Source organism: Bacillus sp. T-10(2022), from assembly GCF_056502895.1.
Genome location: NZ_CP113518.1, coordinates 32,501 through 58,347, shown reverse-complemented (window position 1 = coordinate 58,347; position 25,847 = coordinate 32,501). Strand labels below are relative to the sequence as shown.

27 protein-coding genes and 2 rRNA genes (1 of these 29 cut by a window edge) are annotated in these 25,847 nt (G+C 41.2%); 1 reads left to right on the top strand and 28 read right to left on the bottom strand.

Going from position 1 to position 25,847, the window contains the following annotated elements; all coding sequences use genetic code 11:
* Positions 1 to 5: 5 nt before the first annotated feature.
* The 15 genes from OSJ91_RS00300 to metG all read right to left on the bottom strand — a co-directional run bounded on the left by OSJ91_RS00300 (position 6) and on the right by metG (position 15,259).
* Positions 6 to 986: a sulfonate ABC transporter substrate-binding protein gene (locus OSJ91_RS00300; RefSeq protein ID WP_485890818.1), complete on the bottom strand. Its 981-nt coding sequence runs from the start codon at positions 984 to 986 to the stop codon at positions 6 to 8.
* A gap of 307 nt (positions 987 to 1,293) precedes the next feature.
* Complete coding sequence (locus tag OSJ91_RS00295; RefSeq protein ID WP_061440331.1) at positions 1,294 to 2,247, bottom strand: ribose-phosphate diphosphokinase; 954 nt, start codon at positions 2,245 to 2,247, stop codon at positions 1,294 to 1,296.
* A 15-nt stretch (positions 2,248 to 2,262) separates the two neighbouring features.
* A complete protein-coding gene (gene glmU, locus OSJ91_RS00290; RefSeq protein WP_413020122.1) occupies positions 2,263 to 3,636 on the bottom strand; it encodes a bifunctional UDP-N-acetylglucosamine diphosphorylase/glucosamine-1-phosphate N-acetyltransferase GlmU in 1,374 nt (457 codons plus the stop codon).
* Between the two features lie 636 nt (positions 3,637 to 4,272).
* A complete protein-coding gene (gene spoVG / locus OSJ91_RS00285) occupies positions 4,273 to 4,569 on the bottom strand; it encodes a septation regulator SpoVG (protein WP_034316332.1) in 297 nt (98 codons plus the stop codon).
* 193 nt (positions 4,570 to 4,762) lie between these two features.
* A complete protein-coding gene (locus OSJ91_RS00280) occupies positions 4,763 to 5,137 on the bottom strand; it encodes a RidA family protein (RefSeq protein ID WP_350300843.1) in 375 nt (124 codons plus the stop codon).
* Between the two features lie 13 nt (positions 5,138 to 5,150).
* Entirely contained in the window at positions 5,151 to 5,975 is an 825-nt protein-coding gene (gene purR / locus OSJ91_RS00275; protein WP_350300842.1) for a pur operon repressor, read from the bottom strand.
* A 61-nt stretch (positions 5,976 to 6,036) separates the two neighbouring features.
* Complete coding sequence (ispE, locus tag OSJ91_RS00270) at positions 6,037 to 6,906, bottom strand: 4-(cytidine 5'-diphospho)-2-C-methyl-D-erythritol kinase (protein WP_350300841.1); 870 nt, start codon at positions 6,904 to 6,906, stop codon at positions 6,037 to 6,039.
* Between the two features lie 321 nt (positions 6,907 to 7,227).
* Entirely contained in the window at positions 7,228 to 7,404 is a 177-nt protein-coding gene (locus OSJ91_RS00265) for a small, acid-soluble spore protein, alpha/beta type (protein WP_485890817.1), read from the bottom strand.
* Between the two features lie 151 nt (positions 7,405 to 7,555).
* Positions 7,556 to 7,807, bottom strand: a complete 252-nt coding sequence (gene veg, locus OSJ91_RS00260; protein WP_061440325.1) for a biofilm formation stimulator Veg — start codon at positions 7,805 to 7,807, stop codon at positions 7,556 to 7,558.
* Between the two features lie 313 nt (positions 7,808 to 8,120).
* Positions 8,121 to 8,999: a sporulation peptidase YabG gene (gene yabG, locus OSJ91_RS00255; RefSeq protein WP_350300840.1), complete on the bottom strand. Its 879-nt coding sequence runs from the start codon at positions 8,997 to 8,999 to the stop codon at positions 8,121 to 8,123.
* Positions 9,000 to 9,199: 200 nt separating this feature from the next.
* Positions 9,200 to 10,078, bottom strand: a complete 879-nt coding sequence (gene rsmA, locus OSJ91_RS00250; RefSeq protein ID WP_485890816.1) for a 16S rRNA (adenine(1518)-N(6)/adenine(1519)-N(6))-dimethyltransferase RsmA — start codon at positions 10,076 to 10,078, stop codon at positions 9,200 to 9,202.
* Positions 10,071 to 10,634 carry a ribonuclease M5 gene (gene rnmV / locus OSJ91_RS00245; RefSeq protein ID WP_137019647.1) on the bottom strand — a complete coding sequence of 188 codons (564 nt, stop codon included), beginning with the start codon at positions 10,632 to 10,634 and terminating at the stop codon, positions 10,071 to 10,073. Before rnmV ends, rsmA begins: the two co-directional genes overlap by 8 nt.
* 252 nt (positions 10,635 to 10,886) lie before the next feature.
* The gene (locus OSJ91_RS00240; RefSeq protein ID WP_485890815.1) at positions 10,887 to 12,041 is read right to left on the bottom strand and encodes a ubiquitin-like domain-containing protein; all 1,155 of its coding nucleotides are present in this window, start codon (positions 12,039 to 12,041) and stop codon (positions 10,887 to 10,889) included.
* A gap of 279 nt (positions 12,042 to 12,320) precedes the next feature.
* On the bottom strand, positions 12,321 to 13,088 hold the full coding sequence (locus OSJ91_RS00235) for a TatD family hydrolase (RefSeq protein ID WP_350300837.1): 768 nt from the start codon (positions 13,086 to 13,088) through the stop codon (positions 12,321 to 12,323).
* A 209-nt stretch (positions 13,089 to 13,297) separates the two neighbouring features.
* Positions 13,298 to 15,259 carry a methionine--tRNA ligase gene (gene metG / locus OSJ91_RS00230; protein ID WP_485890814.1) on the bottom strand — a complete coding sequence of 654 codons (1,962 nt, stop codon included), beginning with the start codon at positions 15,257 to 15,259 and terminating at the stop codon, positions 13,298 to 13,300.
* 601 nt (positions 15,260 to 15,860) lie between these two features.
* Here metG and abrB point away from each other — a divergent pair.
* On the top strand, positions 15,861 to 16,151 hold the full coding sequence (abrB, locus tag OSJ91_RS00225; protein WP_170971504.1) for a transition state genes transcriptional regulator AbrB: 291 nt from the start codon (positions 15,861 to 15,863) through the stop codon (positions 16,149 to 16,151).
* A gap of 45 nt (positions 16,152 to 16,196) precedes the next feature.
* On the opposite strand, the gene rsmI is transcribed toward abrB, so the two are convergent.
* The 13 genes from rsmI to OSJ91_RS00160 all read right to left on the bottom strand — a co-directional run.
* Positions 16,197 to 17,081 (bottom strand): 16S rRNA (cytidine(1402)-2'-O)-methyltransferase, encoded by an 885-nt coding sequence (gene rsmI / locus OSJ91_RS00220; protein WP_350300835.1) that lies wholly within the window; start codon positions 17,079 to 17,081, stop codon positions 16,197 to 16,199.
* 1 nt (position 17,082) lies between these two features.
* The gene (locus tag OSJ91_RS00215) at positions 17,083 to 17,343 is read right to left on the bottom strand and encodes a GIY-YIG nuclease family protein (protein WP_101225897.1); all 261 of its coding nucleotides are present in this window, start codon (positions 17,341 to 17,343) and stop codon (positions 17,083 to 17,085) included.
* Positions 17,330 to 18,073 carry a tRNA1(Val) (adenine(37)-N6)-methyltransferase gene (locus OSJ91_RS00210; protein ID WP_350300834.1) on the bottom strand — a complete coding sequence of 248 codons (744 nt, stop codon included), beginning with the start codon at positions 18,071 to 18,073 and terminating at the stop codon, positions 17,330 to 17,332. Before OSJ91_RS00210 ends, OSJ91_RS00215 begins: the two co-directional genes overlap by 14 nt.
* Positions 18,074 to 18,252: 179 nt before the next feature.
* The gene (gene yabA, locus OSJ91_RS00205; protein ID WP_269467095.1) at positions 18,253 to 18,591 is read right to left on the bottom strand and encodes a DNA replication initiation control protein YabA; all 339 of its coding nucleotides are present in this window, start codon (positions 18,589 to 18,591) and stop codon (positions 18,253 to 18,255) included.
* 50 nt (positions 18,592 to 18,641) lie between these two features.
* Positions 18,642 to 19,472: a PSP1 domain-containing protein gene (locus tag OSJ91_RS00200; RefSeq protein ID WP_241594416.1), complete on the bottom strand. Its 831-nt coding sequence runs from the start codon at positions 19,470 to 19,472 to the stop codon at positions 18,642 to 18,644.
* 1 nt (position 19,473) lies between these two features.
* A complete protein-coding gene (holB, locus tag OSJ91_RS00195) occupies positions 19,474 to 20,472 on the bottom strand; it encodes a DNA polymerase III subunit delta' (protein ID WP_350300833.1) in 999 nt (332 codons plus the stop codon).
* Between the two features lie 14 nt (positions 20,473 to 20,486).
* Positions 20,487 to 20,927, bottom strand: a complete 441-nt coding sequence (locus OSJ91_RS00190; protein ID WP_485890813.1) for a YaaR family protein — start codon at positions 20,925 to 20,927, stop codon at positions 20,487 to 20,489.
* Between the two features lie 24 nt (positions 20,928 to 20,951).
* Positions 20,952 to 21,281: a cyclic-di-AMP receptor gene (locus tag OSJ91_RS00185; protein ID WP_034316369.1), complete on the bottom strand. Its 330-nt coding sequence runs from the start codon at positions 21,279 to 21,281 to the stop codon at positions 20,952 to 20,954.
* Positions 21,282 to 21,382: 101 nt separating this feature from the next.
* Positions 21,383 to 22,024, bottom strand: a complete 642-nt coding sequence (gene tmk, locus OSJ91_RS00180) for a dTMP kinase (protein WP_350300831.1) — start codon at positions 22,022 to 22,024, stop codon at positions 21,383 to 21,385.
* Between the two features lie 39 nt (positions 22,025 to 22,063).
* Positions 22,064 to 23,518, bottom strand: a complete 1,455-nt coding sequence (locus tag OSJ91_RS00175; RefSeq protein WP_485890812.1) for an aminotransferase class I/II-fold pyridoxal phosphate-dependent enzyme — start codon at positions 23,516 to 23,518, stop codon at positions 22,064 to 22,066.
* 225 nt (positions 23,519 to 23,743) lie between these two features.
* Positions 23,744 to 23,962, bottom strand: a complete 219-nt coding sequence (locus OSJ91_RS00170) for a sigma factor G inhibitor Gin (RefSeq protein ID WP_101225890.1) — start codon at positions 23,960 to 23,962, stop codon at positions 23,744 to 23,746.
* Between the two features lie 209 nt (positions 23,963 to 24,171).
* Positions 24,172 to 24,287: ribosomal RNA gene (gene rrf / locus OSJ91_RS00165) — 5S ribosomal RNA — on the bottom strand.
* 64 nt (positions 24,288 to 24,351) lie between these two features.
* Positions 24,352 to 25,847, bottom strand: a 23S ribosomal RNA gene (locus OSJ91_RS00160); it runs 1,437 nt beyond the window's last position.

Here is a 25,847-nt window from a genome sequence, read left to right as displayed (position 1 = left end):
CCCCCTTAATTTTTTTTAACATCTGCAGATGCATCTAGAACATTAATCTTGCTTGGAATTAATTTAAGATTAAAAAATGTATCGGCAATCTTTTGTTGATCATCCAAAACCGTACTGGAAATCTCCTCAAGTCCGTATTCTTTTCTATTTAATGTTTTTTCCAATGCCTTCACACTCATTCCAATTTCCGGAGATAAAAACTCAGCGACCTCCCTTGGGTTTTCTTCAATCCATTTATCAACTTTTATCAGTTCTTCTTTGATGATCTTCAAAGCCTCTTCGTTCCCGGCAAATGAATCAGTTGCCAAGAAGAATTCACGATTCGCAACCAGTCCTTCTCCATCCCGGATCGTTTTCGTTTCAAGCTCCAATTCCGCCGCTGATAAAAATGGATCCCATATTACCCAGGCATCAATTTGGTTTCCTTCAAAAGCGGCCCTCGCATCTGCCGGTGGCAAGTAGACCGGGGTAATATCATCAAGAGTAAGTCCTGCTTCCTCTAAAGCTTTGACCAATAAATAATGCACATTGGAACCTTTATTCAAACCAACCTTCTTTCCCTTTAAATCTTTCACATTTTTAATGGGTGAATCATTTTGTACGACTATGGCCTCTCCTGATGGGTTTGCCGGTTGATTGGCAATATAGACAAGCGGAGCCTTGGCTGCCTGTGCAAATATCGGCGGCGCCTCCCCTGTGTGCCCAAAATCAAGGCTGCCGACATTCAAGGCTTCAAGCAGCTGAGGTCCTGCAGGGAATTCAGTCCAATCGACGGTATATCCCACTTCTTTTAAACGTGTTTCCAGATTCCCTTTTGATTTTAAAATATTTAATGTCCCGAATTTTTGATAACCGATTCGGATGGTTTTATCTGATTCTTTTGCGTCAGCACTTGTGGAACTGTTCTTTTCCTGCCCACATGCACTTACTATCAGCATGAAGATGCTGAAGATGGACAGCAGCCATATCTTTCGTTTTTTCTTCATATTCTGCACACCCTTCTTAAACTATTTATATAAAAATAAAAGACTCCTTTCCTTCACCGATAAGACAATAGGGCAAAATGATGCCTAATGTTCTATTGGTAAGTGAAAAGGAGCCTTCGGTAGTCCGATCGGCGTTAACCAGTATGCACCTGCGTTAGTACAGTTTTCATTTAAATATGAATTGAATTTGTATAGCTATTTTATTATTACTATTCTCATCTGTCAACTAAGAATTAAGTGTTTTCTGAAACTTTAAACAAAAACACGGCGAGCCCGATGGCCCGCCGTGTTTTCGTTTATTATGTTATCAATCGAATAATGTGCTGACTGATTGTTCCTCATGCACACGAATAATTGCTTCTGCAATCAATGGTGCTACAGAAAGTCCAACAATTTTATCGATTTTCTTATCTTCAGATAGGGCAATCGAGTTAGTCACGACCAATTCCTTGATCGTTGAATTTTGAATCCTTTCGATGGCAGGACCTGAAAGGACTGGGTGTGTACAACAGGCATACACTGCTTTAGCGCCATTCTCCACAAGGGCATTGGCCGCTAGTGTAATAGTTCCTGCAGTATCGATGATGTCATCAATCAGTATTGCTGTCTTCCCTTCAATATTACCAATGATGTTCATGACTTCAGCCACGTTCGGTCTTGGACGGCGCTTATCGATAATGGCGATCGGCGCTTTTAGGCGATCGGCCATTTTACGGGCACGTGTTACACCGCCATGATCTGGGGAAACGATGACGATATCACTTAAATCTTTTTCCTTGAAGAAATCAGCTAAAATCGGAACAGCAACAAGGTGATCGATCAGAATATCGAAGAAACCTTGAATTTGTGGTGCGTGAAGATCTAATGTGATTACTCGGTGGGCACCAGCCGTTTCTAAAAGATTTGCGACAAGTTTAGCTGTAATTGGTTCACGCGCACGCGCTTTACGATCTTGTCGGGCATAACCGTAATATGGCATTACAATATTGATCGTTTTAGCTGAAGCACGTTTAAGAGCATCGATCATAATTAAAAGTTCCATTAAATTTTCATTGACTGGTTGGCTTGTTGATTGGATTACGTATACGTCACAGCCACGAATACTTTCTTCAATATTAATCTGAACTTCACCGTCACTGAAACTTGTTACGCTACATTTTCCAAGTTCAACACCGATTGCAGCAGCAATTTCCTGAGCTAAATCGAAGTTTGAATTTAAAGAGAATACTTTTAAATTAGGATCTAAATACTGATTTGACATGATGACCTCCGTCGGTTATTTATTAAATTTCAAATTCTTGACATAATCTTCTTTGTTAACTTGACGAGCCCGAGCAACGGATAGGGCATCCTGCGGTACATCTTGGGTGATGGTTGACCCAGCAGCTACATATGCTCCTTCTCCTACCGTTACAGGTGCAACTAGATTAGAATTGCAGCCTATGAAAACATTGTCTTCAATCTTCGTCAAATATTTATTTTTCCCGTCGTAATTCACGGTAATAGATCCGCAGCCTATATTAACATTCTCCCCAACCTCTGCATCACCAATATAACTCAAATGCGATACTTTGCTTCCTTTGCCAAAAACGGTCTTTTTAATTTCGACAAAATTACCGATCTTAACGGAATCCTTAATATCTGATTGAGGTCTAACATGTGCGAATGGACCGATTTTTACAAAACTTCCAATACTGCTTTCATGTACAACCGATTGGAGGACTTCCGTTCCATCACCAATTTCACAATTACTGATTTCCGTATTCGGGCCAATTAAGCAATCCTGCCCGATAATACTTTTTCCTTTAATGAATGACCCAGGGTTAATGACTGTATCCTGCCCGATTTGTACATCCGCTTCAATGAACGTAGTAAGCGGATCGATGATCGTTACACCATTCCTCATATGCTTTTCATTGATGCGTTTCCGTAAAACTTGTTCAGCCTGCGATAAAGCCACACGGTCATTCACACCCAATGTTTCCTCGAAATCACTGGATTGGAAGGCCGTCACCACTTCGCCTTCCTGTTTTAAGATTTCAATGACATCCGGTAAGTAATATTCTCCCTGGACATTTTCATTTGAAACTTTTTTCAGCGCGTTAAACAATGCTTGATTGTCGAAGCAATATGTACCGGTATTTATTTCCTTAACATATCTTTCTTCATCAGAGGCATCCTTATGCTCGACGATTTTTTCTACAAGTCCGCCTTCACCGCGAAGGACCCTTCCATAGCCAGCAGGGTTATCTGCATATGCTGTTAAGATTGTTGCTTTCGCCTGACTTTGCTCATGCAATGCTATAAGCTCTTTCATCGTTTCCGCTTTAATCAGAGGCGTATCACCGCAAATAACAAGGGTCGTACCATTTTTTACGGATAAAACGCTTTCCGCTTGCATTACAGCATGTGCCGTACCTAGTTGCTGTTCTTGTAAGGCATACTTGCATGAATCACCAAGTTGTTCTTGAACTTTTTCAGCTCCATGGCCGATGACTGTTACAATATCTTCTATTTGAAGTTGATTGACTTGATCGATAACATGTTGTACCATTGGTTTCCCGCAAACAGGGTGCAAAACCTTATAAAGCTTAGATTTCATCCTAGTACCTTGCCCAGCGGCCAATATTATTGCATAACGATTACTCATAACAGGCCTCCATTTTCACCTTTTTATCCACTAAAAATATTATCTCAAATAGTGATTCTTTTCAAGGTAACAATTAAAAGTACATATAATTGTCAACCGATTAGGTGAAAAAAGTTCGATATTAAACTGCCTTAAAAATGTTATTATAGGACCTTGGGGAATTATTTTACATCATGTTCGATGTCATTTTCATTAACGGCATAATACAGAAACAATGTCTCCTGCCTTTTAGAACACCAGTTGACCCCCATTATCCCAAAACACTGCCATGGTGCGCCATACACTATGTACAAGCCATTTGGGCATACTTCACCCTTTGTTAACTCCCATTCCGAAATCAGGTTACCAATTCATTTCATCTTCAGCCAGATGGCTAGAGTAAGTGGTATCCCTTAAATCTCACTTACAGGAATTTCAATATCTGGGTGGACAAAAAGGTTTAAAAATTAAAAAGGACGGGTACTTAAACTTTTGAAGATAACAACGTAGGTTTAACAATTCATTAAAGTAAATGTCTGCATGATAAGCGGACAAGTTCTAAACTTATCCGTTTTTGAATAATAAAAAAGAGCACTACTTATGAAGTAGGCTCTAGATGCACGAATTATAAATTTAAAGTTTAAAAGTAAAGTTATTTTAAGAAGCACCTGCTCCAGCTTCCTCTAATTCAGTTTCAAGTTCTCCCAATCGATGATATTCTGTCAAGACAGCTTCTTGAATTTTCCCGCGTGTCGAGGAATTGATTGGATGAGCGATATCCCGGAATTCTCCATCTGGAGTTCGTTTACTTGGCATTGCTACAAATAAACCATTGTTTCCGTCGATCACACGAATATCATGAACCACAAATTCATTATCCAGTGTAATTGATGCGATAGCTCTCATACGACCATCCGTATTCACACGGCGTAATCTTACGTCAGTTACTTCCATTTAAGCTCACCATCCCTTTTTGTTGTTGTTAAAACTTAAAGTACATATTCAACAAAAAAACGTGAACTCCTTCTATTATCTGTAATTTTTTTAGAAAATTCAGCCTAGTTTTTAAAAACTTTAAAAATCACCCATATATTACAGGAAAATTACCCATTACGAATGGCCTTCAAAAAAATAAAAAAACGCCCGTTTATTTAACGAGCGCTACCACTTCTATTTCCACTAGTGCATCTTTCGGAAGCCGAGCAACCTCTACACAAGAGCGAGCAGGTTTGTGAGCAGAAAAATATTCTCCGTATATTTCATTAATCGAACCGAAATCTTCCATACTTTTAATGAATACTGTAGCCTTAATGACAGTTTCCAATGAAGCCCCAGCTTCTTTCAATACAGCTTGGAGATTCTTAAAGACCTGGTGTGTTTGTTCCTTGACATCCCCTGTAACCATCTCACCAGAAGCAGTAAGTGGAATCTGTCCTGAACTGAAAAATAACTTATCCACGATCACGCCTTGTGAATATGGTCCGATCGCTGCCGGTGCTTCATCCGTATGTATCGTTTTCATGAAATGATTCCCCCTAATCCTTTTTCGTAAAATAATTGCCTCGGCTGACATTGATTTTCTTGTCTCTTTCGACCACCTGTGTCAACTTGATTAATGAAACATAGTCCTCGACAAGGCACTCCTCCGTATGTTCGGATTCGACCAGCACCGCAATACCGGCAACTGTTGCCTTGAATTCATCCAATAGACTGACCATACCGTTGATGGTACCCCCAGCCTTCATGAAATCGTCTACAATTAATACATTCGAACCCTCAACCAAGCTTCTCTTAGAGAGTACCATAGTCTGAATCCTCTTTGAAGAGCCAGAAACATAATTGATGCTCACTGTAGAACCTTCCGTTACTTTATTATTCCTTCTTACAATGACAACTGGAACATTCAAATAATTTGCCACGGCGTATGCTAATGATATCCCTTTGGTTGCCATTGTCATGATGACTGAGACATTTTTCTTGGCATACATTGAAGCGATTATCCTTCCAACCTTATTCACGGTTTGCGGATGTCCTAATATGTCTGTCATATATAGATAACCGCCAGGAAGCAGCCTTTCGGGACTAGCGATCGTATCGCATAATCCGTCAATGAAGGCATTGGCTTCCTCTTCCTTGATGGAAACAATATATTTCACTCCACCGGCCGCACCTGGAACGGTTGTCAAAGATCCTATCCCGCGTTGTTCAAAGGTATCTTTGATGATCGTCAAATCTTCACTGATCGAGGATTTTGCCGAACTATACCTTTCAGCAAAATAAGTCAGCGAAACAAGTTCCCCCGGATGTTCTAATAAATAATTGGTCATATCGACTAGCCTCTCGCTGCGACGAAATTTCATTGAGACACCCCCTTTGTGAATTCCGAATATTATATAGCAACTATACCACTAATGTACGTTTCTATTCAAGATTGTTTCGATCACCCAGTAAACGGACTGCATAGACTTGATCACAAAATCCGCGAAGTCCATTATAAATTCTTTGCATGCGCGAATCATGTTCCACCAAACCAAAAACGGTCGGACCACTTCCGCTCATCAAGACCGAATCTGCTCCAAATGTCTTCATTTGATCTTTAATGTTCGCAACCTCTGGGTATAACTGCAATGTCACCTGTTCCAGAACATTGCCCAACCCCTCGCATACATCGTGATAATTGTTTTCCATAATAGCCGTAATCATACCAGGTACATCCGGATGCTCCATTTTTGAAGTTTGGAGCCTTTTGTATATATCAGCTGTCGAAACGCCGATCGTCGGTTTGGCCAAGATGACCCAGCATTTTGGCGGTGCAGGAAGATGCGTGATTTTTTCCCCGCGCCCTCTGGCCAATGCCGTACCTCCGTATACACAAAATGAAACATCAGAGCCAATTTCAGCTCCTATTTCCGCAAGTTCATCCATGGAAAGACCTAGCTTCCACAGTCTATTTAAGCCTCTTAATGTAGCTGCGGCATCACTGCTTCCACCAGCAAGCCCTGCGGCTACAGGGATATTTTTCTCTATAGTTATAGAAACACCTTTATTGATTCCAAAACGTTCCTTTAGAATAAATGCGGCTTGATAAGCTAAATTCCGATGATCATCCGGAACAAATCGATTATGGGATAGAATTTGGATATGATTTCCCGTTATTTCCTTTAGTTCAATTCTATCGGCAAGGTCGACTGTCGTCATGATCATTTCCACCTCATGATACCCATCAGGCCGTTTGAAAAGCACATCCAAAGCCAAATTAATTTTAGCCGGGGCTTTTTCCATAAGCTTCAATATGTCCACCTACTTTAACGTTCTTAAAAGTTCTTGTCCTATTCTATCATATTTGTTTATATTCTAAAGGTTTTTTCATCGTAATTTCAATGTAATGAAGCTAAGATTGGCCTTTAGAGGGGAATAGACACATGTAGGCACATGGAGAGCAGCCACTTCCTGAATCCCAAAAGACTTGCTACATATCCAAATAGCAATTACCGATACATAAAAAAACCAGACTCCTTAACTACAATGTAAGCAAAAATGAATAGAGCTATACATTGCATAAAGAGTCCGGCTACTTTCAACATGACGGCATGATACAATTAAGTGTTTATCTTACTCCTTGTTCACCAATTGACGTTGTGCTTTTTCGATAGCAAGTTTTACCATGTTCCCTGCGTCCCTCGCCCGGATTCCTCCCCAGCCTTCTTTCTGGACAACATCGTAAAATCCAAGTTCTTTAGCAAATTCCTCTTTAAGACCATTTGACATAATCCCTTTTTTCCTGCTCAAGCGAAGCAACCCCTTTCACATGCCGTCACATGCCTAGTGTTTGCATCATACGCTATTTCATTACATCCTTTATAAGCCTTTATTGGGACTCACAGGATATTTTATACAAAACAAAAAGCAGCAAACATAGTTGTTCGCTGCCTCGTCTAAGTTAAATCTCTTGTTGTTTGTTTAAAAATGTTAGTTCTACGGTTTCCGTTAAAACATCCGCATAGCTGTAAGATACTCTTTCAAACGCATTTTCATCTTGGTCGAGCTCAATTACAAAAACAGCCGGATAAGTTTCCGCCAAAGTTCCAAATCGTTCTACAGTCTTTCTTCTTCCACCGTTTGCTTTTAAGAGCAATCTTTTACCTAGGTTTGAATCAAGTGCAGTTTTAATATCAGCTAGAGTTTTTGGCATTTTCGGTCCACCTCACTAAGTTAAGTATATCACAATTTACAAATATACGCAAACAAAATAATAAATTATATCAGCACTTAAAAATGTAGTCAATATATTTTTATCTGAAATTCGGCAAAATCGCGAACAATTTTATTATATCCTGGGAAATGAAAAATTATGTAAACGAACTATTTCATTAATTATGAAACCGAATTTTCGTAGTTAAATCATTACTTAGTGACATTACCAAACAAAAAACCCGTTTTTTTGTGAGGATATCCGAATTCTTCCCCACCAAAAGCAAGCTGCATTCTTTCAAAATGCAGCTCGTTCATTCTTCTTGAAATGGCTTGAACGGCAACCCGGTCCGTAACACCCCTTTAGTCTCAATTCCCCCCAAACCCTTCTCTCCCGTTAATGTATTCCGAAGGACATCCCATACATGAATATGATCGGAAAAAGGTGTAAAGCTTATCTTTCCGACGATATATACCGGATCAAGAGCATGTATATTAACACGGGAGGGTGAACTTGCAAAATTTGCACCCGCTTGGATTAATGATTCAAAATGCGATTGACAAGCCCCGGCAAATATAATCAGTTGGTCTAAATGGGAAACCTTCCTTCGTGCTTCTCTAACTGTCTGTACAAAATCCTTTGAGTGACGGTAGGCATTGATATCGGACATCGGTCCTTTTGATTTTGAATAGGCATCATGACCGGTGACAACAAGAATGTCCGGCCGATAATGGTCCAACAAACCCCCTATTCTTTGGGGCATTTCCTTTTCATTGCAATAGATGCCATTGACCGGAATACCGAATTTCTGATATAGCTCCATGCATTTCCTTAAGTAAGATGCATCCCCATCAACATGGAGGACCCTCCCTGGTATCTGAAAATATTCACCGCTATACCGATAGCCATTACTCGATTGATAGCCATTTTTTTGTTGTTGCAACTCTAGATCTTGTGTTAATAAGCGGTAAGATTGTTCTTGAAGTATCTCATTCGTTCTTTGTCGATCATTTCTTTCATTATCATTAATGATCATTAAATCTTGAAAAGGTGCATCTGCAATCAGTCGGATATCTTCCCCATAAAGAATAGCTTCACGCCTTCCGTCAATATCACGGATATCGATTACCCGGAACAACACGTCGCATTTATAAGAAACCCGACCGACAATATCGTTTATTTGAATATTCATGGCCCCACCCCATGAGAAGACTTATTTTCAGCCCGCCCTAGTTTATTTTCATTCTTAAGTTATGCGAACCATTCTTGAATGGTGAAAGGTTGGGATTGATTACATTTTTGGGTACGCCCATCATGGTATGCCGATATCAAAATAAAAAAAGCCGGAAGCTGGGAGTGACCCCATTCCGACTTTAATCTTTCACATTATCTTTATTTGAAATTCGGCAATAAGGCATCACTTAAGCGGCCAAATTCTTTGATGCTCAGTGTTTCTCCCCGTCTGGAAGGATCAACTTCTGCGGCTTCGAGAGCGGCAAGTATGAGTTCTTTTTTCGACTTGCCATCCGGCAGCTGACTGGTTAAGTTATTTAAAATCGTTTTCCGGCGCTGTGCAAAGCTCGCCCGGGTCACAGTGAATAAGAAATCCTCATCCAGGACCTCAACGATTGGCTTATCGCGCAAGGTAAGGCGAATTACAGCTGAATCAACATTAGGCTGAGGCATGAATACCGTTTTGGGTACGATCATCACTGTTTCGGCTTCGGTATAGTATTGAATCGCAATGGATAAAGAACCATATTCCTTTGTCCCAGGTTTTGCGGCAATTCGATCAGCCACTTCCTTTTGCAGCATGCACACGATGCCTCTAATGGGCAGGTCCTCGGACAATAGCTTTAAAATGATCGGCGTCGTGACATAGTATGGCAGATTTGCAACAACCATCAGGTCCGAGAAGCTAGCGAATTCCTCCTCGATTACCTTCTTGACATCAGCCTTGAGAACATCCCCGTGAATGATGTTTACATTGTTATAGGGAGACAGTGTATCCGATAAGATGGGCAGTAGACGCTGATCAATCTCAAAGGCCGCAACCTTTTTGCTGCTTTTCGCTAGTTGTTCCGTCAATGCCCCGATTCCCGGCCCAATTTCGATGGCGCCGCTTTCCTCTGTCAAATTGGCATGTTCGACAATACGTTTCAAGATATTCGTATCGATTAAAAAGTTTTGTCCTAAGCTCTTTTTAAAGGAGAATCCGTATTTCTTTAATATTTCTTTCGTTCTGACAGGGGTTGCAATATCCTTATTCATTATTTTCCTCCTGAATTATCTGTACCATCGCTTTCTCAAAAGCATCAGTTGATATTTGGAACATTTTTAGTCTCTTATATAACTGTTTACCATTGGTAAACCCGATTTTTAAAATAGATCCAAGTTTTTCCCTTCGTTCCTTGGCACCGGATCCCCCGATTAAACCTGCATCTATTAAATCCTGCTGTGAAATCTCTTCTGAAGCCTCTTCATCCATTAACTGGGCATCCTTTAAAGCATTACGAATCGCCTCAGGAGAAGCATGTTCCACACCAATTCCTCTACCTGACTTAGGAAGGGCTTCCTCCTTCGTTAAAAAGGCGTGTTTACAGCCTTTTACTTGTTCTGAAATGATGTTCCTGATTTTTTGACCAGGAAAATCAGGGTCTGTGAAAATGATGGCTCCACGCGTCTTTTGTGCAAGCCTCACCTGCTCGATACAGGACTCATTCACCGCAGAACCGTTGGTTTCTATTGTATCAGCATTAACAGCCCTTTTTATCGCTACCGTATCATCTTTTCCTTCTACAACAATAATCTCTTTAATCTTCTTCATGGTTTCCTCCATACAGAAAAGCGCAAACGCTTTGATTAGCTCTTGGATAAACGTAACCGGTCCCCCGTAAAATTTTTCTGGATAGAGAATCCAGTCAAGATCATTTATGAAAGTTTACACACATAAATTGAAATCTTATGGAATAGTGAGACGTCTATCTTATTAAAACAGTTTTACATAGGGTTTTTCAACAAGTGGAAAATAAAACGCAAAAAACAGGAGACGAATTCATCTCCTGCGAGAGAAACCTTATTAGTCCAATACGCGAACCTTCACTCTCTTTACACCCCAACGATAGGCATCATTTTTTGAGGAAAAGAAGACATCAATCTTATTTCCCTTTATTGCTCCGCCTTTGTCAGCAGCTACAGCATAGCCGTATCCCTCTACATATACTTTAGACCCCAAAGGAATTACGCTTGGATCGACAGCAATGATCTTCGCACCCGGATTACTCTTAAGATCTACACCTGTAGAAGTGACACCGGAACAGCCCTTACAACTGGCAGTATAAGCTGTTGATGAAACGTATATTTCTTTTCCACTTGAAGAACTAACGTTAGTTACTCCGCGTGATGCCTGGGCAACTGTCGTTCGAGTTCCGACCGTTACAACTTTATCCTGCTTTTTATTAACTACTTTTTCTGAAAGTAATTCTCTTTTGACCTCTTTGCCATTTTCCTTAACAACTTCATATTTCTTGGAAATGAGTCCGTCTTTTCCTTCTTTGACAATTTTCTCTTTCCCTTTTGATAAAGAGTCATCTTTTTTTGTTATGACAGCAAAGTCAACTGGTTCTTCCACTACATCGGTGACTTTTTCAATTCGAACTACGTTTACCGTATTCTCAGCTTCAACTTTTTCGGTTAATTCTGGCTCAACTCTATCCAAATCATTGAGTTTTACTCCTTGTTGCTTTAAAAAGTCAGCGACAGTAGTCGAAGTTGACCATACCTGCTTTTCGTCTCCACCTACCACTAATTTCAGTGAAAAGGCTTTGTCTATGGCAACTTCCATATTCGCTTTCAGCTTCGTATTTTTTGAAGGGGTGATCTTATCCTGTTCCTTCACACTAAGATCTTGATCTTTTAAAAGTTCATCTACCGTTTCGGCAGTGGACCAGACTTCCTCCGTCTTACCATCCTGTACCATGACGATTTTTTGTGCAGGCTTCCAAACCACCTCCAAATCATTATCAACCTTCGTGGCTCTTGATGGATGGACATAGTCTGCGGCTTGAACGGTAATCTCTAAATCTTCCAACATATCATTTACAGTAGCCGCGTGTGTACGCACTACCTCTTTTTTTCCGTCTAACATGATTGTTACTGTATCCTTTGTACCTTGATATATTAGTATTCCCAATGCTGTAGAAACAAGAATAGCACTGCAAATGGCAATTGCCATTCTCTTCTTCCCAAAAGGTTTGGGAATAAGGTTTTTCATAGTTTTTAATAGAATGAAAAACTCCTCCTTCCTCCCGGTGATTATATAGACTTAGTTATCAAGCTGTCAACCCATTCACTTCTCATTCAGGAAATTACTACCTATTATGCATATTCCATATTGAAAAGGAAAGGGTGACTTCTCGACATAATAAGCCTATAGTTGGAGCGAGATTTGTAGAAACTTTAAAAAAATGCGATTTTAGCTAGCGAACCCCGGGAGATATTGTAAAATAAAATGTCAGTTAATGCCGAATAATTTCTTGGCATTTTCTGTTGTCGCCTGGGAAACTTCCTCTATTGTAAGTTGTTTGATTTCTGCAATTTGTTCAGCAACAAGCTTCACATACGAAGGTTCATTACGCTTCCCTCTATAAGGATGGGGAGCCAAATATGGACAATCAGTCTCTATCAGTAAACGGTCTAAAGGTACGACCGCTGCCACTTCCTTTGGTTTTTTTGCATTCTTGAAGGTCACAGGGCCACCCAATGAAATATAAAAATTCATATTGATGCATTCCAAAGCCGTTTCCGCACTTCCGCTAAAGCAATGCATGATGCCTCCAACCATTGATGCCTCTTCTTCCTTGAGTATGTTCACGATATCCGCGGTCGCTTCCCGATTATGGATGATAATGGGCAGCCCCACCTTTTTTGCCAATCGGATTTGCTTCCTGAACACCTCCATTTGAACATCTTTCGGTGATTTATCCCAATGATAATCCAGGCCCATCTCACCAATGGCCACAACCTTTGGATGGTTGGATAATTCCTCGATCCATTGTAAGTCCTCTTCTGTCATATCTATAGCATCGACAGGATGCCAGCCGACTGCGGCATACATGAAATCATAAGCTTCTATCAATTCCATTGCCCTTATAATAGTAGGCCGGTCAAAACCAACGACTACCATATTATTGACTCCTGCTTCCTTAGCTCTTTCTATTACGTCTTCGAGATCCTCGTTGAATTGTTCCGCATTAACATGTACATGTGTATCAAATAACATTATTTTTCTTCCTTTCTAGCACTATTTTATAAAAAAATGAAAGTTTTATGTTTCACATTTAGGTAACAAACAGATTACAAAGGACCTTATATGCTCAACAAATAAATTCAATATCAAAAACAAAACCTGTATAAAAGTACTTTTTCCAAAAGCATAAAGAAAAAAACATAAAAATGTTTCATATGAAACACCTTTATGTTTTCATCGGTTTATTTCACCTTTGAACCATTTGGGATCGATGAATCTATTGTAGCGACTGAGAGTACACCATCTTGGCTTCCCGCCAAAATCATTCCTTGCGAGAGCTCGCCACGAAGTTTAACAGGTTTCAAATTCGTTACGCATATCACTTTTTTGCCCACTAAATCTTCGGGTTTATAATGCTGTGCAATGCCTGAAACGACTTGCCGTTTCTCATAGCCCAAATCAAGCTGAAGTTTAAGAAGCTTATCCGCCTTCTTTACTGGTTCAACTTCCATGACCTGAGCAACACGTAGCTCCACTTTTGTAAAGTCATCAATAGTGATCTCATCAACCTCGGGAATCGCCACTTCCACTTTTTCCTCGGCCTTAGGTGCATCACCCTGCATTTGTTCTTTAATATATAAAACTTCCTCTTCCATATCCAAACGAGGGAAGATCGGGTCTCCCTTCAAAACTTTTGTTTCAGGAGGAATTTGACCGAACTCCGCTAAACTGTCCCAGGATTTCAACACATCATCTTTGATGCTAAGCTGAGCAAAGATTTTTTCTGGTGTTTGCGTCAAGAACGGTTTCAAAAGGATTGCTGTCCTGCGTAATGATTCCGCCAAATGAACCATGACACTAGCAAGGTCTGCTTTCCTTGATTCATCTTTAGCAAGAGTCCATGGCTGGGTTTCATCAATGAATTTGTTAGTTCTGCTCACGAGTTGCCAAATGGATGTTAGTGCAACTGAAAATTCCATGTTTTCCATTGCTTCCTCATACTTGCCTACCGTATCTTGATTCATTTCAAGCAAAGCCTTTTCGAATTCACCATTGGATCCATCATAATTTGGAATTACACCATCAAAATACTTATTGACCATTGCTACTGTTCGATTTAATAAATTCCCTAAATCATTTGCCAGGTCAAAATTAATCCGTTCAACAAACCCTTCCGGTGTAAATACTCCATCAGAACCAAATGGAACTTCACGCAATAAATAATAGCGTAAAGAATCCAAACCATAACGATCAATCAATGTAACGGGATCCACTACATTCCCTTTTGATTTGGACATTTTACCATCTTTCATGAGAAGCCATCCGTGGGCAAAGACTTTCTTTGGAAGCGGCACATCAAGAGCCATTAACATGATCGGCCAATAGATCGTATGGAAACGCACGATTTCCTTTCCGACCAGATGTACATCGGCCGGCCAATAATTCAAGTATTTAGAATCATTATCCGTTCCGTACCCTAATGCCGTTATATAATTGGTCAAAGCATCTATCCAGACATAAATAACATGCTTTGGATCTCCCGGCACCTTGATGCCCCAATCGAAAGTAGTACGTGAAACGGCCAGATCTTCCAATCCAGGCTTGATGAAGTTATTGATCATTTCATTTTTGCGGGATTCCGGTTGAATGAAATCCGGGTTTTCCTCATAAAACTTCAGTAACCGATCCGCATATTTACTCATCTTAAAGAAATAAGATTCCTCTTTCACCTTCTCAACAGGCCTGCCGCAATCAGGACAGTTTCCATTGCTTTCTTCCACCTGACGTTCCGTGAAGAAAGATTCGCAAGGTGTACAATATAGCCCTTCATATTGGTCCAAGTATATATCACCCTGGTCCAATAGCCTTTTGAATATCTTGGCAACAACCTCTTTATGGCGATCTTCCGTGGTCCTTATGAAATCATCATATGAAATATCAAGCTTTTCCCAGAGCTCTTTAATCCCTGATACGATATTATCTACATATTGCTGTGGAGTGATTCCTTCCTCAGCCGCTTTACGCTGGATTTTTTGACCATGTTCATCAGTGCCTGTTAAGTACATGACATCGAAACCACGCATCCTTTTATAACGAGCCATGGCATCCCCTGCAACTGTCGTATACGCGTGCCCTATATGTAAATTACCACTCGGATAATATATGGGTGTCGTGATATAGAATGTTTTTAATTTATCTTGCACTACGTTCCCTCCTCATCTTTTGAAAAACCGGCTAAAGGATTGACCCAAGCCATAAGTATATATTTAAGTTATTATCTCTATTTTAACGCTATATGCGACAATAATCACTAATCTAATCATGTGTTAATAGAATTAAAAAAATTATATTTAAAAATAAGTGATCTGGACGTGAACTTCCCTTATGACAGCATTACCTCTTACCTCAACAAAATATACCTAAATTTCTTTTTTTGTGCAACAACTCACATATTCATACTTTTTCAGAAAATTATCCTTAATTCAGAACTTTTGTTTTGAAACTAAATTATATTTAATCATATAATAATGAAGTATGTTTTATATGCACACTTTGTCGAAATCTGGTGAAGTGAGGGGTTCTTTGTAGCCTTGCTATTTCTTTACTTTTAAAGGCATAACCGATTTTTTCTCTTTAAAAGCCTTTTTGTTACACAAATGGGCCATGCTATTTCTTACAAAAAAATGAAAATAAATCATTGACGAATTTGGGAATGGCTGGTATTATAAATTTATAAAAAAATTTGTCGAATAATGGCGAAAAAAATAGAAATAGGGTACTAGATTGTAACTGAGAGGAGAAATTATAAAAATGAAATCTACAGGTATTGTTCGTAAAGTTGATGAGTTAGGCCGGGTGGTTATTCCAATCGAACTTCGTCGTACATTGGGTATCGCTGAGAAAGACGCTCTTGAAATCTATGTTGATGATGAGCGCATCATCTTGAAAAAATACAAACCAAACATGACTTGCCAAGTTACAGGTGAAGTTTCCGATAACAACCTTACACTTGCTAATGGTAAATTGATCCTTAGTCGTGAAGGTGCAGAATTACTTATTCAAGAAATTCAACAAAACTTCACTGCTTCTAAATAAATGATATAAAAAAACTTCCGGTCTTCGGAAGTTTTTTTATGTTTATTATTCTTGTATATCAATATGATATGCTTGATATACATCCCGTTTTTGCATATTGCGATCTTTTGCGACCTGCTTGATTGCGTCCTTTGAAGTGAACTGCTTGGTTTCCATATAATGATTAACATGACCGACGATGTCAAGGGCCATCCACCAAGCTTCTTCAGGTTCCTCCTCCGACCATTGCCCTCCTTCTATTATTAAACAGAACTCTCCGCGAATTTCGGATTCCATCGCCCACGTCAATGCTTCACTCACAGTCCCTCGGATGAACTCTTCAAACTTCTTGGTCAATTCGCGGCATAATACTATACGACGGTCACCTAAAATTTCATGCATATGTTTCAATGTTTCTTTCAAGCGATGTGGCGACTCATAAACGATCCAAGTCGACTCCATTTTTTTTAATTTTTCCAGCTCCTTCTTTTTTTCTTTTGCTCCCCGTTGTAAAAAGCCATAAAAGTAAAAAGGCTGCGGAGTCAGTCCAGATGCGATCAATGCAGTTAATGCAGCATTTGCCCCAGGCAACGGGATGACTTTAAACTGTTCGGCAATGGCTTCTTTGACCAGTTCATACCCCGGATCGGATATCGTCGGCAAGCCCGCATCACTTACCAATGCAATGACCTCTCCAGATCGAAGCCTCTCAAGCATCTGCTTCCCGCTATATTCCTTATTATGTTCATGGTAACTGACGATAGGTGTCGAAATTTCAAAGTAGTTGCATAATTTCTTCGTATTTCGCGTGTCCTCAGCAGCAATGACATCCGCTTCCTTCAAGATTCTTAAAGCCCGGAAACTCATATCCTCAAGATTTCCTATCGGTGTAGGAACCAGATACAGAGCTGGCTCCAATCCTTCTTTTTCAAAACTCTTTTGCTGCCACATATCATGTATCCTCCTTTGCCATCCACTTTTGCTTTTGTTTTCTTGTTAATTGCTTGAATTTATATTCAGCCTGCATGGCCAATGTCTGTGTTTCGAATATTTCATGATAAATCAGTTCAACCGGGGTCCGGCCTCGTGTATACTTTGCACCCCTGCCTTGATTATGAGCATCAATCCTACGGTCCAAATTATTTGTATACCCGGCATAATAGCTTCCGTCCCTGCATTTTAAAACATAAAAATAATGCTTATTCCTCTCCATATAAAATCCTTCTGATTTCCGGATTATACTCATTCTGATCATTATAGACAACAAGCGGAGGAAGAATCTTCAAATCAGGGTTGCCGTCCTTTATCCCTTCAATAAGAATCGTATTCGCTTCTTTTGAACTCTTTGGATAAACGAATTGCAGTCGCTTCGGTTCTATTCTGTACATCCTCATGAAATGGAGGATATCCATCAGGCGGCCCGGTCTATGAACGAATGCCGCTTTCCCACCTTGACGCAGCAACTGACTTGAGACACGCATGACGTCCTCAAGATTACACATTAGTTCATGTCGGGCAATTGCAAAATGTTCATTTTTGTTAATTTCCTCGATGGATGGCGTTGGGAAATAGGGTGGATTGCAAGTAACGACATCATATTTGCTATACCCTATCTGTTTAGGAATTTCCTTTATATCCCCATGAATCATCTCGATCTGGGAGGATACGCCATTATAGTCCATGCTCCTCTGGGCCATATCATATAAACGCTCTTGAATTTCAACACCGGTAATTTTCCCTTTCGTTCTTGTACTCAGCAGCAAAGGTATGACCCCATTCCCTGAGCAAAGATCTACGATTTTTCCTTTTTGGATCGGGACATTTACGAACCTTGATAATAAAACGGCATCTAATGAAAAAGAGAACACCGACGGGCTCTGGATGATCCTTAATTTCTCAGCCAATAGATAATCCAGGCGCTCATCTCCTTTAAGTTCTACCATTGCTGTTACCCTCCTAATCATGTATGGAAAAAAGCATGTTCAGGGTCCATGCTTCGACATTACTATCGTACAAAAAGGGGCCTGACTCATAGTATGCGTCAGACCCCGAATCACTATATATTGTAAACGGTCTATCTATCACGTAAAAGAGATGGAACATCTTTTATATTATTCCATTATCACTTCTTGTTTAAAAAAGATAAACAGAACAGGCAATCTCCTTCTTTTCTTAAACTGCCAAAATGCAGATTGCAAATGTGAAAGCCTTCTTGATAGATACGGGCTAAATTATCATAGCCTTCCCCGATATCCATAACCTTGTCCGCACTTGCAGTACGGTTTTTCACTTTTTGTTTGACCTTTACTGCAGCAGGAGCAGTTTCGACTTCCACAAGGCCCAACCGATGGCGCAAATGCTCGTTCTCCAGCTTGAGGGACTGATTTTCCTCAAGGATTTCAGCTAAGTTCTGCTTCAATTCTCCAAGCTGCTTATATAATTGGCCTATCTGGGTTTCCATATTGGTCACCGACTCAAAAATATCTTTCTTATCCACGCTCTCCCACCACCTTAATAATCTGTGGCTTGAATAGAAACGGCTCCCTCTTTTAGAATCTCATCTAGAGTATACTCTAATACTCTTTCTTGCTCGATTAGTTCAATCTGAAGTACGCGTTCTAGAATATTAAGCCCCACTACCTTGCCTTTGCCACCAGGCGTATTAATCATTTCACCTAAATCAGGAAGCATTTCCTTCGCACTTTCATACTCATCATTTTCATATTTCAGACAGCACATCAATCGACCGCATAAACCTGAGATTTTTGTAGGGTTTAATGATAAATTCTGATCCTTCGCCATTTTGATGGAAACCGGTTCAAAATCCCCAAGAAATGTGGAGCAACAAAGCATTCTGCCACAAGGTCCGATGCCACCAAGCATCTTTGCCTCATCCCTAACCCCAATTTGGCGCAGTTCTATGCGAGTTCTGAATATGGCAGCTAAATCTTTGACTAAATCACGGAAATCCACGCGACCATCCGCTGTAAAATAAAACACGACTTTATTTCTGTCGAAAGTATATGACACATCAACCAGCTTCATATCCAGCTTATGCTCCACAACCTTTTGACAACATATAGAGTAAGCCTCTTCTGCAGCCGCCTTGTTCTCGTCTACAATCAGCTTATCTTTTGCATCAGCGACCCGAAGTACTTTTTTCAATGGCAGGACAACATCGTTTTCATCTACTTGTTTACGGGCTGTAACGACTTTACCGAATTCAACACCGCGGACAGTCTCCACTATTACAAAATCGTCCTTAGGAATAGTGAATTCACCCGGATCGAAGTAGTATATTTTGCCCGCCTTTTTAAAACGGACACCTACAACATCATACAAATCATGATCCCTCCTGCAAATTCAGCACAAGCTGTTCCATCAACAGCTGTGGATTCGTGTTGGACATCAGCTTCCTTTTTGCTTCCAAAATGCAACCCATATGTTCAGCAAGGCGTCTTGGGGAAAGATGAAGAGCGTGAGTTTCAAATTCCTTCAGTTTATTTTGGAATACAACGAAGTCCTTTTTGTCCAACTGAATGTATAATAAATCCTTATATATAAGAAGTAACAAATCAAGACCTCTGTCAACCTGTTCTCTTTCTTTAAAGTGTGTGGACCAATCCGTCTGAAGGTACAGCAATGCCTTCAAGGAATTGAGTTTTAACACTTCATATAATTTTACCACTATTTTTTGAGCTTGTACAAACCATTCATCATGGCTAAGCTCGATTCCAGCTTCCACATTCTGTGTTATGTGTGCGATGACCGAAGCCAGCTGTGGTTCTAACTCCTGTTCTATCAGCTTCCGTCTCACATTCTCCGGAGATAATGGTTTGAATGAAATTACTTGGCACCTAGATAATATAGTCGGTAGAATCCTCTGAAGCTGTTCGGTCATCAATATTGCTACAGTATCAGCCGAAGGTTCTTCTAAAAATTTCAATAGACTGTTGGCTGCCCCCACCGACATTTTGTCCGCATCGGCAATCATATAAACCTTTCGATCTGCCTCTACACTTTTTTTCGAAAATTCTTCCTGCAGCCCCTTGATTTGTTCTTTCTTTATTGAGAGACCGTCTCTTTCTATCAAATGGACATCAGGATGATTCCCACTTGAAATCCGTTTGCAATTCCGACAAAGTTCGCATGGCTCATAACCTGCTGTCGGGGCTTCACATAGTAAGCTTTTGGCAAAGGCATTGCTTATCTCTTGCTTACCTGTCCCTTTTTCCCCTTCAAATAAATACGCATGTGCCACCCTGTTCTTCGTTATGCTATTTTGCAGCATCGTCATTACCTGCGGCTGAATTTCACTCATGTCCTGCCATGTTTTATCCAAAACCATCAACTCACTTAAGTATATAAATTAATCAGCAGACCTTTAATCTCGCCTATCATTTCCAATATTTCAAGCGAACTTTTCTCTTTATTAAGAATTTCCTCGCTTAACTCAACTAATCTTGCATCTATCGTTTCCACGGTTTTCAACGGCCGGCTTTGTCCATATTCGTTCCAGCTCGTAGATTGTTTCAGTTCCAGTCCATATTCAACCGCTTCTTTAACAAACCGTTTCACCAATGCTTTATATTTTGCCATTTCCCTAAAAGTACGTGACCTTACTAAACGCTGACCCGCCCCTTCAATATCGCCTATCAAACGGTTTAATGTTTGGATTTGCATCTTTTGATCCTGTGTCTGGACCATTTGTTGAAATCTTCCATTTCCAGTTTGAAACTGTTTGGCATCCTGACGCGATTTATCCAGCTTAATAGGGATATCATGGTTGATTTTCATAATGAACCTCCCTGAAACTAACCGTTAAAATTGTAAAAAGTTTTCAACCGGCAGAACAAAAATGGTCGCTCCGCCTACTTGAATCTCCACTGGGTAAGGTACATAGGACTCGGCATTCCCGCCCATCGGTGAAACCGGTGATACTAATTGGGATCGTGACTGACAATTCTGTTTGATTATTTGAATGGCTTGGTCAACACGTTCATCCTCTGTGCCAATCATGAAAGTCGTATTACCTGATTTTAAAAACCCGCCAGTGCTGGCTAGCTTGGTCGTTCCGAAATTATTTTCCACTAATTGATTCAGCAGGCGATGACTATCCTTGTCTTGTACGACAGCAATGATCATTTTCATTTTCATCATCCTCCGATTACTCTGAATTTTTACTAACTCCATTATATCAACTAGTCCTTGCCTGGAATAGTATTGGTTGAATAATATGGAAACCTATATATTCAGTTTCCCGCTTTCGCTAAAAAATCCAACAAGCTGGCTTTCGTTTCTTCAAGTACTTCATCTATTGTCCGGCCTGCATCCACGATGATGAAACGGTCTTTCCATCTATTTATAATGAACTGATACCCCTCACAAACTTTTTTATGGAAGTCGAGGGCTTCAAGATCCAGCCGGTTCACTTCCCTTTCCCCATTGGACTGGATACGTCTTAATCCCTCTTCTGGATCGATATCAAAAAAGAGCGTGGCATCTGGCATCATATCTCCTATTGCGAATTTATTGATATTGTAAACTTCTTCTATATCCAAACCCCTTGCATGGCCCTGATAGGCTAACGAGCTGTCTATAAACCGGTCACAGAGGACAATTCCCCCTCGTTCCAACTCCGGCATGACCACTTCCACTAAATGCTGACGCCTTGCTGCTGCGTATAATAAAGCCTCTGTTCTCGGGTCCATGGCTGTATTATCTTTATTAAGGATCACTTCCCTAATTTGCTCCGAAATGGGAACTCCACCTGGCTCACGCGTTAATAGTACTTGGTAGCCTTCTTGTTGCAGAGCCTTGCCAAGCATTTGGGCAATTGTTGTTTTCCCGGCACCCTCAGGCCCTTCCATTGTTATAAAAATACCACGTTTCATCGATGTACCTCCAAGGTTCTTTGTTTGTAGTATAACATTTTAACCAGTCTGCCCGCTTTCATAAACGATCAATTCTCCGTTTGAAAGGGAGGAACCGCCATGAAACCTTGATCCCAGTTCTAGCAGGCTTCTCAAAATGGATATATGTTCAGGAGTAATCATTTCCCCGGACATAATCAAAGGGATGCCCGGTGGATAAGGAATGACCATCTCGGCAGATACCTCACCCACTGCTTTGTGTAATGCGACAGGTTTTGATTTACTATGCTTCATGACGGAGTATGGCATTTCAAGTCCTGTCATTGACCTTCGTTCAGGCAAGCTTTCCCCGAGATTCGCTTCCTTTAATCCAATTCTGCCTTCAGTGGCACTTTTTATAGTTTGAACGATTTCATGAAAAGGAAATTCGGCACCCATTCCTAATAAGGGTAAAATCAGTAATAAATTATGACGATCAGCCAATTCCGTAAAAATGCCTTCGGCTTCACATAGCTGCTGTAACTCAAACCCGCTTAAACCATTTGTTGATTGAATGACTACTTTCAACGGGTCTGCCGCGATGCCTAGTGGCGCCTCCAGCACCCTTACTGTTTCCAGGGCACCTAATTCGCCTCTGAAATCTAATATCTTTTCAATAAGGGAACTTTTATCTTCTGATGTAAAAGCGGCTAAGTAGGCCCTGGCCAAGTCGAGCGATCCCATAATCGGGTAAGATGGACTGCTCGACTGAAGCATTTGTAAATAGAATGATACTTGATCGACATCAACTAAGGATGAATTCACATGAAGAAATGACCCCATCGTCATGGCCGGCAGTGTTTTATGCGCGGAATGGACAACGGCATCTGCCCCTGCCAAAATGGCCGGCTTTGGAAACGGACTTCCTAACTGAAAATGAGCGCCATGTGCCTCGTCCACCAGCACCGGAATCCCCTTTTGATGTGCGAGTCTTACCATTTCCGTCAAGTCTTCACCAAGACCATAATAATTAGGATAGGTAACAATGATGGCTTTTACATCTGGATGTACACTCAAGGCTTCTTCAATTAATTTTGAACTGACACCGCCAGCAATGCCCCATTTCTCATAATAAACCGGATGTAAAAAAATCGGTTGTACATTCGCTAACATCAATCCATGTAAAATTGATTTATGGCAGTTTCTTTGGACAAGGACCTTATCGCCTTCCTGGCAGGTAGCAAGAATCATGGCAATGTTGCCTACGGTTGACCCATTAACGAGAAAATAACTCCGCTTTACCCCATATAGATCAGCGAGTAGTTGCTCGGACTTTAAAATGGCGCCCTCTGGAGCATGCAGGTCATCTAAACCGCTTAACTCCGTGGCATCAATACCAAGCAGGGGGTTATATAAAGCTTGGCCCTTTTTACTAAACACCCATCCATTTTTATGTCCTGGGACATGCAGGGATATTGGGCTTTTTTTATGAAATGCACTCATTGCATCGAACAACGGTGTCTGAGATTGATTCATTTTTCTCTTCCCTCACGTCTTAGTATTTTTTCATTTTATCAAATAAGTTCAATTTTATCTCATATTGCGACAATAGGAAGGCGATTATGTATCCCCAAACAGTCTGGTTGCAGCTTGAAGCGTGTTGGCAAGCATTCTTCTAAAGTACCAAAAAAAGAATCAGAGACTAAAGAAACACACCATTTCTTTTTTCTCTGATTCTTTAACTTTCCACAAACTATTTTTTCATGATAATATTTCAGGATTAGTGATTTTTCTTAATTTCTTTAAGTAATATTGGTATTTGGGGTCGTTCGTATCCGTCCCGATCATATCCCTTTCGCATTCCTCGCAAATAAAAGTCGTATATAGATGTATACCCATCCCTTTTATTTCTTCACAAACCGCGCATGTTTCCCCTGCCGTTGTTTTGGTTGTTGTTGTCCCCAACATCTCCACCTCCATACCTGCATTCTCCCCAAAAACCATTGTTCGCATACATTAATTTAAATAGTTTAAGAGAACCGGGGATGCTTTTAACAATGTATGATGAAGAATTTCATTACGTGTATGTCTTTATAAAAGTTTCCATAATCGATAATCCCTTCATATCCAATAATTTTTCTTAGCATTATGCAAAAAAAGACCAGCCGGATGGCTGATCTTAATAAATGGCTTGGCGGCGTCCTACTCTCACAGGGGGAAACCCCCAACTACCATCGGCGCTGAAGAGCTTAACTGCCGTGTTCGGAATGGGAACGGGTGTGACCTCTTCGCTATCGCCACCAAACATATGAGGAACATTGTTCCTTCAAAACTAGATAATAAGAAGGTATTTCATTTTTTAAAAAGCGTTGGTTAAGTCCTCGATCTATTAGTATCAGTCAGCTCCACATGTCGCCACGCTTCCACCTCTGACCTATCAACCTGATCATCTTTCAGGGATCTTACTAGCTTGCGCCATGGGAAATCTCATCTTGAGGGGGGCTTCATGCTTAGATGCTTTCAGCACTTATCCCGTCCGCACGTAGCTACCCAGCTATGCCTTTGGCAAGACAACTGGTACACCAGCGGTGCGTCCATCCCGGTCCTCTCGTACTAAGGACAGCTCCTCTCAAATTTCCTGCGCCCGCGACGGATAGGGACCGAACTGTCTCACGACGTTCTGAACCCAGCTCGCGTACCGCTTTAATGGGCGAACAGCCCAACCCTTGGGACCGACTACAGCCCCAGGATGCGATGAGCCGACATCGAGGTGCCAAACCTCCCCGTCGATGTGGACTCTTGGGGGAGATAAGCCTGTTATCCCCGGGGTAGCTTTTATCCGTTGAGCGATGGCCCTTCCATGCGGAACCACCGGATCACTAAGCCCGACTTTCGTCCCTGCTCGACTTGTAGGTCTCGCAGTCAAGCTCCCTTGTGCCTTTACACTCTACGAATGATTTCCAACCATTCTGAGGGAACCTTTGGGCGCCTCCGTTACTCTTTAGGAGGCGACCGCCCCAGTCAAACTGCCCACCTGACACTGTCTCCCACCCCGATAAGGGGCGCGGGTTAGAATTTCAATACAGCCAGGGTAGTATCCCACCAACGCCTCCACCGAAGCTGGCGCTCCGGCTTCTCAGGCTCCTACCTATCCTGTACAAGCTGTACCAAAATTCAATATCAGGCTGCAGTAAAGCTCCACGGGGTCTTTCCGTCCTGTCGCGGGTAACCTGCATCTTCACAGGTACTATAATTTCACCGAGTCTCTCGTTGAGACAGTGCCCAGATCGTTACACCTTTCGTGCGGGTCGGAACTTACCCGACAAGGAATTTCGCTACCTTAGGACCGTTATAGTTACGGCCGCCGTTTACTGGGGCTTCGGTTCAAAGCTTCGCTTGCGCTAACCTCTCCCCTTAACCTTCCAGCACCGGGCAGGTGTCAGCCCCTATACTTCGCCTTGCGGCTTCGCAGAGACCTGTGTTTTTGCTAAACAGTCGCCTGGGCCTATTCACTGCGGCTTTTCTGGGCTATTCACCCTAAAAAGCACCCCTTCTCCCGAAGTTACGGGGTCATTTTGCCGAGTTCCTTAACGAGAGTTCTCTCGCACACCTTAGGATTCTCTCCTCGCCTACCTGTGTCGGTTTGCGGTACGGGCACCTTACATCTCACTAGAGGCTTTTCTTGGCAGCGTGGAATCAGGAACTTCGGTACTATATTTCCCTCGCCATCACAGCTCCGCCTTAATGGAAACGGGATTTGCCTCGTTTCCGGCCTAACTGCTTGGACGCGCATATCCAACAGCGCGCTTACCCTATCCTTCTGCGTCCCCCCATCGTTCAAACGATGTATAGGTGGTACAGGAAT

Excerpts from the sequence above, each read along its gene's own strand:
- yabA (WP_269467095.1), bottom strand. The coding sequence starts at position 18,591 with ATGGAAACCCAGATAGGCCAATTATATAAGCAGCTTGGAGAATTGAAG.
- rsmA (WP_485890816.1), bottom strand. The coding sequence starts at position 10,078 with ATGAATAAGGATATTGCAACCCCTGTCAGAACGAAAGAAATATTAAAG.
- OSJ91_RS00235 (WP_350300837.1), bottom strand. The coding sequence starts at position 13,088 with ATGTTATTTGATACACATGTACATGTTAATGCGGAACAATTCAACGAG.
- purR (WP_350300842.1), bottom strand. The coding sequence starts at position 5,975 with ATGAAATTTCGTCGCAGCGAGAGGCTAGTCGATATGACCAATTATTTA.
- OSJ91_RS00300 (WP_485890818.1), bottom strand. The coding sequence starts at position 986 with ATGAAGAAAAAACGAAAGATATGGCTGCTGTCCATCTTCAGCATCTTC.
- OSJ91_RS00175 (WP_485890812.1), bottom strand. The coding sequence starts at position 23,518 with ATGAATCAATCTCAGACACCGTTGTTCGATGCAATGAGTGCATTTCAT.
- OSJ91_RS00295 (WP_061440331.1), bottom strand. The coding sequence starts at position 2,247 with ATGTCAAATCAGTATTTAGATCCTAATTTAAAAGTATTCTCTTTAAAT.
- OSJ91_RS00170 (WP_101225890.1), bottom strand. The coding sequence starts at position 23,962 with ATGGAGGTGGAGATGTTGGGGACAACAACAACCAAAACAACGGCAGGG.
- rsmI (WP_350300835.1), bottom strand. The coding sequence starts at position 17,081 with ATGTGGCAGCAAAAGAGTTTTGAAAAAGAAGGATTGGAGCCAGCTCTG.
- veg (WP_061440325.1), bottom strand. The coding sequence starts at position 7,807 with ATGCCAAAAACTCTAGCTGATATTAAAACTGCACTTGATTCAAACCTA.
- tmk (WP_350300831.1), bottom strand. The coding sequence starts at position 22,024 with ATGAAACGTGGTATTTTTATAACAATGGAAGGGCCTGAGGGTGCCGGG.
- OSJ91_RS00210 (WP_350300834.1), bottom strand. The coding sequence starts at position 18,073 with ATGGTAGAACTTAAAGGAGATGAGCGCCTGGATTATCTATTGGCTGAG.
- spoVG (WP_034316332.1), bottom strand. The coding sequence starts at position 4,569 with ATGGAAGTAACTGACGTAAGATTACGCCGTGTGAATACGGATGGTCGT.
- OSJ91_RS00185 (WP_034316369.1), bottom strand. The coding sequence starts at position 21,281 with ATGAAAATGATCATTGCTGTCGTACAAGACAAGGATAGTCATCGCCTG.
- OSJ91_RS00240 (WP_485890815.1), bottom strand. The coding sequence starts at position 12,041 with ATGGCAATTGCCATTTGCAGTGCTATTCTTGTTTCTACAGCATTGGGA.
- glmU (WP_413020122.1), bottom strand. The coding sequence starts at position 3,636 with ATGAGTAATCGTTATGCAATAATATTGGCCGCTGGGCAAGGTACTAGG.
- OSJ91_RS00215 (WP_101225897.1), bottom strand. The coding sequence starts at position 17,343 with ATGGAGAGGAATAAGCATTATTTTTATGTTTTAAAATGCAGGGACGGA.
- OSJ91_RS00190 (WP_485890813.1), bottom strand. The coding sequence starts at position 20,927 with ATGAAAATCAACCATGATATCCCTATTAAGCTGGATAAATCGCGTCAG.
- OSJ91_RS00280 (WP_350300843.1), bottom strand. The coding sequence starts at position 5,137 with ATGAAAACGATACATACGGATGAAGCACCGGCAGCGATCGGACCATAT.
- rnmV (WP_137019647.1), bottom strand. The coding sequence starts at position 10,634 with ATGAAGAAGATTAAAGAGATTATTGTTGTAGAAGGAAAAGATGATACG.
- yabG (WP_350300840.1), bottom strand. The coding sequence starts at position 8,999 with ATGAATATTCAAATAAACGATATTGTCGGTCGGGTTTCTTATAAATGC.